This window comes from uncultured Sulfitobacter sp., from assembly GCF_947500075.1.
Classification (GTDB): domain Bacteria; phylum Pseudomonadota; class Alphaproteobacteria; order Rhodobacterales; family Rhodobacteraceae; genus Sulfitobacter.
The window spans coordinates 370,108-382,425 of the sequence record NZ_CANMQS010000001.1 but is presented as its reverse complement, the minus strand read 5'-3'; the positions used below and the strand labels follow the sequence as shown (position 1 = coordinate 382,425).

The following is a 12,318-nucleotide window of genomic DNA, read 5'->3' as shown; positions in this document are numbered from 1 at the left end:
TGGTGCCGCCGTGGTGACAGGAAGGCTCAGCTGTTTTCCCCGGCTGCCATTTGCTGGTCGCGCAGGTCGGCTCTTTGCTGGCGGAACATCAGGATTGCGGCGATCAGGACGCAGATGGAGATCACCAGAATGATGATCGTCGCCAATGCGTTGATATCCGGTCTCAGCCCCAACCGGATTCGGGAGAAAATCAGGATCGGCAACGTGTTTGCACCCGGCCCGGTCACAAAACTGGCGATCACCAGATCATCGAGCGACAAGGTAAAGGCCAGAAGCCACCCTGAAATCAGCGCTGGCGTCAGCCGGGGCAGAGTGATTGCTGTGAGCACCTTGAAAGGTTTGGCCCCAAGATCTGCTGCGGCTTCCTCAAGGTCTTCGCCCATCCCCGTCAGACGGGCCTGAATTGTCACTGCGACAAAGGCCATGGAGAAAGTGATATGGGCAATGGTGATCGTTGTGAAACCGCGTTCCGCAGGCCAGCCGACCAGTTCATTCAGAGAGATGAAAAAGACCAGCAGGGAAAGGCCGGTAATGACTTCCGGCATCACCAGCGGCGCCACCAGCATGCCGCCAAACAAGGTACGTCCCCTGAACCGACCAAAGCGCACCATGGCGAGACCTGCCAGCGCCCCCAGTATGGTTGCGAAGGTGGCATTGATAAATGCAATCTGGAGGCTGAGGGACACCGCGCTCCACACTTCCTCTGATTGGAACAGGACTTCATACCAGCGCAGCGACCAGCCGCCCCAGACGGGGACGATCTTGGAATAGTTGAAGGAATAGATGATCAGCAGGATCATCGGGATGTAGAAGAACGCCAGTCCCAGCGTCAGCATGATCGTCAGAAAGCGTGAGCGTTTGCCGTACATGTCTATGACGCCTCCGACGCTTTGCCCTGGAAGTACTGGAACACCATGATGGGCAGGACAAGCAGGAACAAAAGGACGATGGCAACAGCCGCAGCGACTGGCCAGTCGCTGTTGCGGGAGAACTCATTGTACAGAACGCGGCCGATCATGTTCACGTTGCCGCCGCCCAGCAGATCGGGGATGACGTATTCACCGGTTGCCGGGATAAAGACCAGCAGGCAGCCCGCGATGATCCCCGGCAGTGTCAGCGGCAGTGTCACCTTGAAGAAGGTGTTGGTGGGGCGTGAGCCAAGGTCTGCGGCGGCTTCGTTCAGGCTGCCGTCAAGCTTCTCCATATTGGCATACAGCGGCAAAATCATGAACGGCATGTAGGTATAGACGATACCGACATAGACCGCGAATTCAGTGTAGAGCATGCGAATGGGCTCATCGATCAGACCCAGCGAAATCAGCAGGTTGTTGATCGTGCCCTGATCCGCCAGCAGCCCCATCCACGCATAGACGCGCAACAGGAAAGAGGTCCAGAAGGGCAGAATAATCAGAAACAGCAGCACCGGCTTTGCCACGGGACCGGAGCGGACAATCGCATAGGCGATGGGATAACCAAAGAGCAGGCAGAGGAAGGTTGATGTCGTCGAAATCTTGAGCGAATTCAAGTAGGTGTTCAGGTACAGATCGTCTTCGAAAATATAGGTGAAATTGTCAAAGACGATGCGGATCGTCATGATCCCGCTGTCCGCCCATTCGATCATTTTGGTGAAGGGCGGGCTGGCGATGGCCAGTTCGGCGAGGCTGATTTTTGCGACGATAAAGAAGGGCGCAAGAAAGAAGATCAGCAGCCATGCAAAGGGGACCATCACAACGATGCTGCGCCAGTTGTTTTGCAGCTTGCGCCGGATGCGCTGCATCAGCGGCTTGGTCTCGGGCGTCGCAGCGGGCGCTGTCTGGGCCGCTGCATCGCTCATGAGTTCAAGAGCATCACGCTGGATGGCTCCCAGCTGATGGCGACCTTGTCTTCCCAGGTGATCCGTTGCGTTTCGCTGGTTGGGCGCGATTGGTTCGGCGCGGTGACATCGACAATCTGACCATTTGGTAACGCAACCTTGTAGATCGAGGTTTCGCCCAGATAGCCGATATCATCGACCACACCATTGACTGTGTTTGGACCGCTGACGGGCTCATCCGTTTTGACGATCTGAATTTTTTCAGGCCGCAGCGCGACCCAGATCTTGCTGCCTACAAGCACGGATTGCCCATGGTCGATATAGACTTCGGCAACGTCGGTCTGCACGCGGACATGATCGCTGCTGTCCTCAGTGACGCGCCCTTCGAAGAAATTGGCGGACCCGATGAAGTCCGCGACAAAGCGGGAGTCCGGGAATTCGTAGATTTCCGTTGGGGTGCCGATCTGCTGGAAACGCCCTGCATCCATTACGGCCATGCGGCTCGACAGGGTCATCGCTTCTTCCTGATCGTGGGTGACCACGATGAAAGTAACGCCAACCTTTTCCTGAATGTTGGCCAGTTCGAACTGCGTCTGTTTGCGCAGTTTCTTGTCCAGTGCAGCAAGCGGTTCGTCCAGCAGCAGCAACTTGGGCTGTTTGACCAGCGCGCGGGCAAGGGCCACACGCTGCCGCTGCCCCCCGGACAACTGCTGCGGTTTGCGTTTCTTGAAGTCCTGCAACTCAACGAGTGTCAGGATATCGTGCACCCGGTCGACGATATCGTTCTTCGGGACACGGTCCTGTTGCAGGCCAAAGGCAATGTTCTTCTCCACGCTCATGTGCGGAAACAAGGCGTAGCTTTGGAACATCATGTTTGTGGGGCGTTCGTAGGCGGGGACATCCGCCATATCCATCCCATCAATGGTGATGGAGCCACCGTTGAGCGATTCAAACCCCGCCAGCATACGCAGCAGCGTGGATTTCCCGCATCCAGATCCGCCCAGCAGGCAGAACAATTCGCCCTGATAGATATCCAGATCAACGTTATCGACGGCCGTGACGTCGCCATATTTCTTCGTGACACCTTTGATCTGGACCAAAGGCTTTTGCCCATCCTGGTCGAGCCATGGCGTGTCACTGACGGTTGGTGCACCAGTCAAATCAGGCCTCGCTAACGTTCATCTTGAGGTAAAGGCTGGCGGTGGCAGCGCAAAGGACGCCACCGCCAAAGAACATCAGATCGGCTTAGTTGCCGGCCTTGAAGTCTGTCCACGTGCGGGTTTGCAGGCGCTCCACTTTGGGAGGCAGCACAGCCGTCGTGTACATCTTGGCAACCTGATCGGACGTTGGGAACGCCGCCGGGCTGGAGGTCACTTCCTCATCCACCATAGGCTTGGCCGTCTTGTTGGCTGTCGCGTACCACGTGAAGTTACTGTCAGCGGCACCCACTTCGGGGCGCATCATGTAGTTGAGGAACAGATGCGCGTCCTCTTTGTTGGCAGCGTCCGTCGGGATCAGCCAGCCATCAATCCAGAGCTGTGCAGCGCCTTCGCCTTCGGGCAGGAAGAAGTCCAGAACAACGCCGGTGTTGGCCTCAGCCGCACCGGACATCGCCAGCAGGCCGTCCGGCCCCCAGGTGGTGGAAACGCAGAATTCCTTTTGTGGCATCCGCTGGTAGGCGTAGTTGTCGAAGGTTTTGATGTAGGGGCGGATCTCAGCCAGCATCGCGCCTACTTTTTCGTAGTCTTCGCGGTTGGTGGAGTTTGGATCCAGGCCCATATGTGCCAGCGCCATCGGGATGATATCACCGGGGGAGTCGAGGAAAGACACGCCGCATTTGGCAAGCTCTTTCATGTGGACGGGATCAAACACCATGTCCATGGAGCCGATTGGCGCGTCTGGATAGGTCTCCAGCACCAGTTCCTTGTTGTAGGTGACCCCATGGGTGCCCCACATGTAGGGAATGAAGTGTTTGTTGCCGGGGTCCCAATCGCTGGCCAGCTGTTCCATCAGCGCGGGGTCCATGTGCTTGATGTTGTCCAGCTTGGAGATGTCCAGTGGTTCGATGATGCCTGCCTTGATCAGGCGCGCGGTGTCGCCGCCGGAGTGGCTGACGACGTCGTAGCCGCTGTTACCTGCCAGCAGCTTGGCATCAATGGATTCCGCGGAATCGTAGGGGTCATAGATGACCTTGATGCCGAATTCCTTCTCAAAGTTGGCGATGGTGTCTTCGCCGATATACTCACCCCAGTTGGTGACCTTGAGGACGCGATCTTCGGCAAGGGCGGTGCCCGCTATAAGGACGCCTACGGCTGTCGTGAGCGTGACGCCCATCATGCCTTTCTTGATGTTCATGGCTTGGAGTTCTCCCTGATGTGATGGTCTTTGTTGGGGGCGCACATGTCGATGCTACAGCGATCACATGATCCCTCGGTAAGAAGTGTCTGGCGTGCCGTATGCTGTCGCAAAAGGTGCCCCTGTTTTGACTCATTGGATGGTCATGGAAAACGGTAAGCTGAGGGAAACAGGTGAGTCAAGCAACACCGCAAGCCAACGACATCACAACAAGAAGATACGCAGCTACGGGCATTTAGCCTGTTTAATATCGCATCCAACCAGAATTGAAGTGCTTTGGTAAAAGTGTCAGATTGACAAATGAGTGGTCGTTCAGTCAGGTATGCTTGACGCAAACGCAGATTTGCGGATCAATGTGGAGTGACGGGGAAGGGGTGCCTGCGCAGCCACAGGCAGGCTGAAATTCTACGAACGGTAGCAGCATTCCCGCTTTTGCGTCGCAATATGTATTTTAGGTTTGGATCAACGCCATGGATCAGAAAGTCAGAAACGTCGAAATTCCCGCGCAGTGGGACCGTCGCGGTTTGCCGGGATGGTGTTATCACAGCGACGCGCTACTCGAACTTGAGAAAGAGAAGCTGTTCAAGACCCATTGGCAGATCGCTTGCCATGTGTCTGACCTGCCAGAGGTTGGGAGCTTTCAATCCTTTGATCTGTGTCAAGAACGCGCGCTGATCGTGCGTGACAAGGAAGGCGACATTCGGGCGTTTCACAACATTTGCCGCCATCGCGGGTCGCGGCTGGTTGCCAAGGAACAGGGCGTTTGTCCCAATGCGCTGATCTGCCCGTTCCACGGCTGGGTCTATAATCTGGACGGCACGTTGCGCGGCGCGGCACGGCCTGAGACCTTTCCCGCACTCGACAAGCATGAATTTGGCCTGCGCCCGATTGAGATGGAGATCTGGCAGGGCTTCGTGTTTATGCGCTTTCAACCCGGACCGCAGCCATCTGTCGCGGAATTGATGGCGCCCTTTGAAGCAGAAATTGCGGTCTACAAATCAGACACCCATGTGCCGACCGACGGCATCTGGACCGAAGAGACGCCCGTAAACTGGAAGTCGATACGGGATGTGGACAACGAAGGTTATCACGTGGCAATGGCCCATCCGGCGCTTCAGGACCTCTATGGCTATACCTATGAGGATCAGCCCTATGTGGATGGAATTTCGCGGTCGGATGGGCAATTCACACCAACCAAGGGGCGGCGCTGGGCTGTCCGGAACTACAAGAAAATCTCCAAACCCCAGGACCATCTGCCCGAAGGTTTCCACAAGACGTGGCGGTACTACGGTATATTCCCCAATTCGGTGATCGCTGTGACACCTGAGACGGTGTTGTTTTATCAGGAATTCCCTCTCTCCACTGGCAAGTCCATGCTGCGCAGCGCGACGTACCGAAACGCGCAGGAGGACCGCCAGCAGCGTGCGGCGCGCTATCTGGCGTCGCGTATAGATCGCGAAACGGTCGAAGAGGATATTCAACTGACGATCTGGTCAAATGAATCGATGGCTTCAAAGTCTTTTGAGGGGTTCTACCTGTCCGATCTTGAGTACGGCGTTCGGTCCCATCATGACCATTTGCGGAAAGTTCTGCCTGTCTACAACGTGGAAGACCCCCCCCAAGAAGATCAGGTTGCCACGTTGAATGAAACGCTACAGTCTCGCTTGTCTTCGTGATGGGAGGCACGGGGCCCTCAGATGAAGCGCACGCCCAGCTTGCATTTCTTGAGGTGCCGGTTGGTGCGCCGGGTTCCGGCGGGGTGAGGTATGCGGCGGCGATGTACTTCTATCAGCAGGGTCTGATGTCAGCCGAAATGCTGGAGGTCTATCGTCAGTGCAGCAAATTCGACGATGAAGACCCCGTTGATCTGGCGCGTTTCGAAGGCGTCGCAAGCAGTGTTCTGATTTCTGACACAGCAGTGGGGCAGAGCGCATGAAGTCTGGTGTTCAGAACCCCGACGTGATCGTTGTCGGGGCAGGGACGGCGGGGCTGTCTGCGGCACAATCGTTGCGGGCCGCAGGGCTTGAGACACTTGTTGTGGAGGCCGCAGGTCATGCGGGCGGACGTTGTTTCACGGATACATCCACGTTTTCGGTGCCCTTTGACCGGGGCGGATCATGGCTGCACTCGGCTGCGATCAATCCGCTTGCGCGGCTGGCAGAAGCGCAGGGGGTGCCGCTGCATAAGGCGGATTGGAACAGCACAAGGGTTCAAGTCAAAGGGCATGACCTGACAGCTCAGGAAGTGGCAGACTACGGTGCATACGGCGACGCGATGTGGGAGGCGATCAACAGACGCGGCGGTCAGGAGCCCGATGTCAGCAGTTATGCGGCGTTGCCAGACGGGAAATGGGCCGACACCGCCAGCCGCTGGATCGCCCAGATGGTCGGAGGGGACGCGGATGTCACCTCAGCCAGAGATTCATACAACTATGCGAATGCCCAAGGCGATTGGCTGGTCGCAGGCGGGTTGGGCGCGTTTGTTCAGCGTTTGCATCGTGACGTACCGGTTGAACTGAACTGCCCTGTGGAGAAAATTGACTATTCCGGACCGCGTGTTCGGGTGACCACCACACGCGGGGTGATTGAGGCGAAACACCTGATCCTGACAGTCTCCACCGGCGTGCTGGCTGCCGAACGGATCGTGTTTGTGCCGCCCTTGCCATCTGCCAAACAGACGGCTGTTGGGGGGCTGCCAAACGGGTTGCTCAACAAGATCGGGATCGAATTTGATCCTGCCTGGCAAGAAGCCACAGAAGGTGACGCAGCAGACTACCATGTAGGTGACGCGGAATTCTGCACTCTTCATTTCGGCTTTTTCGGCACTTCGCTTGCAGTGGGGTTTGTCGCCGGACGCTTTGCAGCGGCATTGGAAGAAGAAGGCGCCGGTGCCGCAACTGATTTTTGTCTTCAGGGACTGCGTGCGACGTACGGCAGTGACGCATTGAAATACGTCCGGCGCACAGACGAAACGGCCTGGCAGACAAATGACCTGACGGTGGGGTCCTACAGCTTTGCCCGGCCCGGCCAGACAGATGCGCGCCGCGTGCTTGCAGAACCAATTGCAGATCGCCTGTTCTTCGCAGGAGAGGCCACCATGACGGATACCTATTCCACGGTGCATGGCGCTTATCTGAGCGGACAACGCTCAGCCGAACAAGTGATCGCGGCGATGCAGAAACAGGCCATCCCGGCCACTCAACCAGAAACCTGACGGAGCATTCGATGGACAACACCAACGCCAAGAATTGGGACAACGATCACTTCATGCACCCTTGGGAAGGGATGGACGATCTGGGCCAGAATGATCGCGCCTTCATCGAAGGCAGCGGCGGTGTCTATGTCACCAATGATGCAGGCGAGCGTCTGATTGATGGCCCTGCCGGGATGTGGTGTGTTCAGGTGGGCTATGGCCGGGATGAGATCGCGGATGCGATGGCGGCACAGGCGCGCAAACTTGCGTATTTCTCTCCGTTCAACAACACCAACTCTGTTGCGTCAGAATTCGCCAGAGAGATCGCCAAACGCGCGCCGGGTGATCTGAACCATGTGTTCTTTACCACGGGCGGATCGACAGCTGTCGACACCTCCATTCGGTTCATCCATTTCCGCAACAATCTGCTTGGCAAACCTGACAAGAAAAAGATCATCTCGCGTCAGAAAGCCTACCACGGCAGTACGTACCTGTCGGCAGCCGTAAGTGGCAAGGAACGGGACAGGCTGTGGCTGGACAAGCCTGACGACCTTGCGCATTTCCTGCCAGATGTGAACCCGATGCTGCGCGCACCGGATCAAAGCATCGCGGCGTTTCTGGACGAAAAGATCGCTGATCTGGAAAATGCGATTGTGGAACTGGGGGCGGAAAACGTTGCGGCCTTCATCGCGGAGCCTGTGCTGGCATCAGGTGGCGTTATCGTACCGCCGGAAGGCTATCACAAGCGCTGCATTGACGTCTGTCACAAGCATGACGTCCTTTACATTTCGGACGAAGTCGTCACGGCGTTCGGGCGGTTGGGCCATTGGTTCGCCTCGAAAGACATATTCGACATTCAGCCTGATATCATCACCTGCGCAAAGGGTTTGACCTCTGGATACGCACCGATGGGAGCGGCCATTTTTTCGGACAAGCTGCTGGCTGATGTGGCTGGGGTGAACGGGCAGGGGGCGACGTTCTCCAACGGATACACCTATTCAGGCCATCCGGTCAGCGCTGCGGCAGGTTTGGCCAGCATGCAGATCATTGAGCGTGAAGGGCTCTTGGAACACGTGCGTGCGGTGACACCGCAGTTTCAGGAACGGTTGAAGGCGTTGTCCGATCTGCCGTTGGTTATGGATGCGCGCGGCATGGGGCTGATGGGGTGTATCGAATGCTCCTATGATCCCGGTCGCCGGGCCTCGCTTGAACGGGACTATGCGCTGGGTGGGTTGATTGATGCGGAGTGTCAGGCGCGTGGTCTTGTGTTGCGGCCCCTGATCAACATGTGCGTGATGTCACCGCCGCTGGTGATCTCTCCGGATCAGATTGATCAGATGTTCGACATTCTGGCGCAGGCGATCCGGAAGGTGGACAGTGTGGGAGGCTAGCTTGCCGCTTAGAACTGCGTTCTGAACGTCAGTCCGAACTCCTGCACTTCGTCAAAGGCGTTACCATCTGAATCGAGCGCGTAATACGCTTCGAACTTGCCCAGTTGCGTATCAAACGAGGCGCCGATCCCGAATGCGCGGCGCCAGTCTTTTCCATCATCCAACGTGCCGGACGGCGCAGTTGTCGTATCCACGTTCCAGGCCGAACCGATGTCAAAGAACGCAAAGGTTTCAAACTCAGGGCGGGACGGGAAAATCGGGATCAGCACGTCTGTTCGGGCAACGGCATAGTAGTTGCCGCCCAGGAGTGTCGTCTGATCCGCCCCCCCTGCGCCACAGCCAAGGCAGACGTCGCGTGGCGCAATCGTGCCGCGCTCAAACCCGCGCAACCGTGCCCCTCCCAGCGACACACGTTCGCTTGCACGGGGGGCATCAGAGCCAAGACCCACAACCGCCCCCATCTCAATGCGCGTCCGGATGGCGAACCCATTGGCAGACAGCTGCTTGCGCGCAGCAAGCGACAGGCGGGAGAAGGACAGTTCCGTGTCGCCGCCCAAACCGGTGAAATCCTGATCAAACCGCAGGGACCATCCGTCCAGCGGCGGGCGCTCCGCATCAAAGAAGGAGGAGCCGGTGGCGAAACTGAAACCCACACCGGAATTGTTCAGCGCTCCGGCTTCGCCCTGAATGATCGGGGAGGCCGCAGCATCGACGTTCTTGATGTCGCTGCGCGCAAAAGTGTAGCGCAGCTCAAACGCGCCGCGATCCCAGGCGTCGAAGACAACGTAGGGTTCCACCTTGGCGGTTTCGAACTGGAAGGTCGTGTTGTCGTATTCATAGTTGCCATAGGACGCCCGCACACCGCCGCGCGTTCCTTCTGACCAGAAGTCCTCGGATCTGATCTGAAACCGAAGGGTCTGTACTTCATCTGCGAAAAAGAGGTTTCCGCGCAGCTGGGCGGCTGTTCCGAAGGCATCGTCAATCGACAATCCGGCCACACCGAAAACACCGTTGTTTGTGTCATACCCCAGCCCGAAGGTCAGGCCGCCGGTGTAGGTGGGGGTTTCGTCAACGGTGATGATCAATGTATCATCTTCGGAGGTGATCACGATGTCCTCGAACTCACCTGTGTATTCGAGGGCTTCTACAGCTGCGACAAGGTCTTCCTGACCCAGCAGGATACCGGTTTGCAGGCCTGAGCTGACAATGACGTCCTGATCCCTGAACCGTTCATTGCCGCGCACGTCAATCTGGTTGAAGACACGTGGCTGGGGATTTGCGTTAGCTGTTCCGGCGGCAATCAGTGCGATGCCGAGGCTTGCCACGATCGTTTTATACCTGCCCGAAACTGCACGCTTGCTGATCATTCACCCGCCCCCTTGTTACTTATGAAACCCTTAGTGAGATTTTGTCTGGTCCCGAAATTTTTTGGTGTACTTTGTCCAGCATCGGCGAAAAACCGCCGGTAAAACGTTGTCAATTAACCATAATTTAACGGTTGCTCCAGTTCGCGCTAAGGTTTCAATCGGAGGGGCCTTTCTCGTACCGTCATGCTGGCATACTCCTACCTCGTGAAGTTCAACGTCATCAGGCCGCACGGACAACAGCGGTGGCCGATTGGGTACAGGGAGATGTCCGTGAAGAAGCCACTGGTTCTTATCGCCGCTTCAGCCATCGTTTTGACAGGGTGCGCGGAGCCCTCAATTGAACCGGGTTTCAGGGATTTGCCCAGACCAGCAGGATTTTCGCCCAGCGTGAAGGAAGAAGCGGATGCAAATGCGGCAGGTGAGAACCTGACCTCCGCGCAAGCGCGCAGACGTGTTGATGAATTTCGCGTCAGTCGAAACTCCGCTTCGCAGAACTGGCCGGTCGATTCCATCACCTACAAAGGCTTCCGCAATCCGGGGCAGCGCGCGATCTATCTGCGTCGGTCGCTGGGCCGCTATGCGCTGATCGAAGCCAAGGAAAATGGCGCTGGCGTCGCTTTGAGCAAAGTTCGCCAAGTTGCCAAAACCTCTGCGCCGGGCACGTCAGGGGAATGGTGGGCGGGATCCATCCACAAGACGGATCTGACCCCCGGTGAACGCAACAGGGCGATCTCCCTGCCCGAAGTGGTGAGTGACACAATCAAGCACTCTCATCAGATTGCGGCTTTCGGGGATTTGCCAGCCATCCGCGGCACCGCCATTCAGGAGGCAAAGGGCCGCTTCGTGCCTGAATTTTTTGCCGAAGTCAGCAAGTCGCGCGAGAATGAGCGCGCGACGAGCCCTGCGATTGCAGCGGGTGCGGCCCGCGCGATCACCGATGAGGAAGAGGTCGAATTCGGCGTGCGGTCCCGCCTGATCACGGGGGGCGAGGTTTCAGTCTCGCAGCGTTTCACGACGACGGATACCAACCGCACCGCCTACATCCCCGGCGAACAGACTGAATCGCGCACGATCATTTCGTTGGTACAGCCCTTGCTGCGCGGCTCTGGCGTGGGGCAGAACGACAGCCCGCGCCGCATCGCGAATATGGACACCCAGATCGCGGTTGAGGAATTCCGCCGCCAGTCCGAGGCGCACCTGCTGGAGACCGAACGGGCGTATTGGAATCTCTATGTCGCACGGGCGGTGTTCATTCAGAAATCCCATCTGGCAGGCCACGGTCAACGCCTTGCAAGCCAGGTCCGTAACCGCTCGGAGATTGACGCCGACCCTGTCCTGATCAACCGGGCGGCTGCCTTGGCTGCCCAGTGGCGCGCGGATTCCGTTCGGGCCAAGGCCGCGGTCGATAATGCGGAGTTCCGGCTGGCCGCATTGGTGAACTCCCCAAAGATGGGTCCGGGCAATGTCGAACTATTGCCTGCCTCTGCGCCAAACGGGGCGCTTCAGATCCTGTCTGTCGAGGACACGCTTGAAGAGATTTTCGTGAACCGTCCCGAGCTGCAACAGGCCATTCTGCAATATGAAGCGGCGCTTTTGCGGGAAGGTATGGCGGCCAATGAAAGCCTCCCCGAACTGGATCTGATCCTTGAGGCATCCTTGTCGGGGGGCGCGGATGGGCGCGATATTTCTGGCGCTTTCAGCGATTCAGACAACGGCAATGGTCACATCGTCGGGTTGAAGTTCTCTGTCCCGCTCGGATTTGACGAACGCGATGCCCGCTACAAACGTCGCCGGCTTGAAACGATCCAGCAGGAGCGTCAGGTGCTGTCGGTGATTTCGACCATTCTGGCCGAAGTGAATGTTTCCGCCAACGAATACATCATCTCCACCCAGGATCTGAACGCGCAGCGGCGCGCCCAGCAAGCCGCACAACGGGATTTGTCCACGCTGCGGAACCGCTGGAATGATGGTGTTGGCGAAGGCCAGAGCATCGCGGTCTTCAGCGCGCTTCTGGACGCCTATGAGCGCGCGCAGTTGAACGAGCAGTCGGTTGTCACAGCACGCGCAACCCGTGAGATTGCGGCGGCCAATCTGGCGCGGGCGCGCGGTGTCCTGCTTCAGCGCTGGGGCCTGCGGCCGCAGCTGGTGAATGATGTGCGCGGTCAGCCGACCTACAAGTTGTCCAAGAAACGGTAATCCC

The 12,318-nt window shown here is 57.6% G+C and carries 10 protein-coding genes; 5 read left to right on the top strand and 5 right to left on the bottom strand.

What is annotated here, in order from left to right:
- Positions 1-26: 26 nt before the first annotated feature.
- The 4 genes from Q1A91_RS01885 to Q1A91_RS01870 form a co-directional block, all read right to left on the bottom strand.
- A complete protein-coding gene (locus Q1A91_RS01885) occupies positions 27-869 on the bottom strand; it encodes an ABC transporter permease subunit (RefSeq protein WP_299872026.1) in 843 nt (280 codons plus the stop codon).
- A 2-nt stretch (positions 870-871) separates the two neighbouring features.
- Complete coding sequence (locus Q1A91_RS01880; protein WP_299873661.1) at positions 872-1,777, bottom strand: ABC transporter permease subunit; 906 nt, start codon at positions 1,775-1,777, stop codon at positions 872-874.
- A gap of 53 nt (positions 1,778-1,830) precedes the next feature.
- A complete protein-coding gene (locus Q1A91_RS01875) occupies positions 1,831-2,973 on the bottom strand; it encodes an ABC transporter ATP-binding protein (protein ID WP_299872023.1) in 1,143 nt (380 codons plus the stop codon).
- Positions 2,974-3,058: 85 nt separating this feature from the next.
- Entirely contained in the window at positions 3,059-4,168 is a 1,110-nt protein-coding gene (locus Q1A91_RS01870) for an extracellular solute-binding protein (RefSeq protein WP_299872021.1), read from the bottom strand.
- A gap of 470 nt (positions 4,169-4,638) precedes the next feature.
- Here Q1A91_RS01870 and Q1A91_RS01865 point away from each other — a divergent pair, with 470 nt between their 5' ends.
- Genes Q1A91_RS01865 through Q1A91_RS01850 form a run of 4 tightly spaced genes read left to right on the top strand, consistent with a single transcriptional unit; the run spans position 4,639 to position 8,751 of the window.
- Positions 4,639-5,844 (top strand): aromatic ring-hydroxylating dioxygenase subunit alpha, encoded by a 1,206-nt coding sequence (locus Q1A91_RS01865; RefSeq protein WP_299872018.1) that lies wholly within the window; start codon positions 4,639-4,641, stop codon positions 5,842-5,844.
- Entirely contained in the window at positions 5,844-6,104 is a 261-nt protein-coding gene (locus Q1A91_RS01860) for a hypothetical protein (RefSeq protein WP_299872016.1), read from the top strand. The genes Q1A91_RS01865 and Q1A91_RS01860 overlap by 1 nt, the downstream gene beginning before the upstream one ends.
- Entirely contained in the window at positions 6,101-7,381 is a 1,281-nt protein-coding gene (locus tag Q1A91_RS01855; RefSeq protein ID WP_299872013.1) for an NAD(P)/FAD-dependent oxidoreductase, read from the top strand. Before Q1A91_RS01860 ends, Q1A91_RS01855 begins: the two co-directional genes overlap by 4 nt.
- 11 nt (positions 7,382-7,392) lie before the next feature.
- The gene (locus tag Q1A91_RS01850; protein WP_299872011.1) at positions 7,393-8,751 is read left to right on the top strand and encodes an aminotransferase; all 1,359 of its coding nucleotides are present in this window, start codon (positions 7,393-7,395) and stop codon (positions 8,749-8,751) included.
- An 8-nt stretch (positions 8,752-8,759) separates the two neighbouring features.
- On the opposite strand, the gene Q1A91_RS01845 is transcribed toward Q1A91_RS01850, so the two are convergent.
- Entirely contained in the window at positions 8,760-10,118 is a 1,359-nt protein-coding gene (locus Q1A91_RS01845) for a BamA/TamA family outer membrane protein (RefSeq protein ID WP_299872008.1), read from the bottom strand.
- A gap of 387 nt (positions 10,119-10,505) precedes the next feature.
- Here Q1A91_RS01845 and Q1A91_RS01840 point away from each other — a divergent pair, with 387 nt between their 5' ends.
- On the top strand, positions 10,506-12,314 hold the full coding sequence (locus tag Q1A91_RS01840) for a TolC family protein (protein WP_299872006.1): 1,809 nt from the start codon (positions 10,506-10,508) through the stop codon (positions 12,312-12,314).
- The last annotated feature ends 4 nt before the right edge of the window (positions 12,315-12,318 follow it).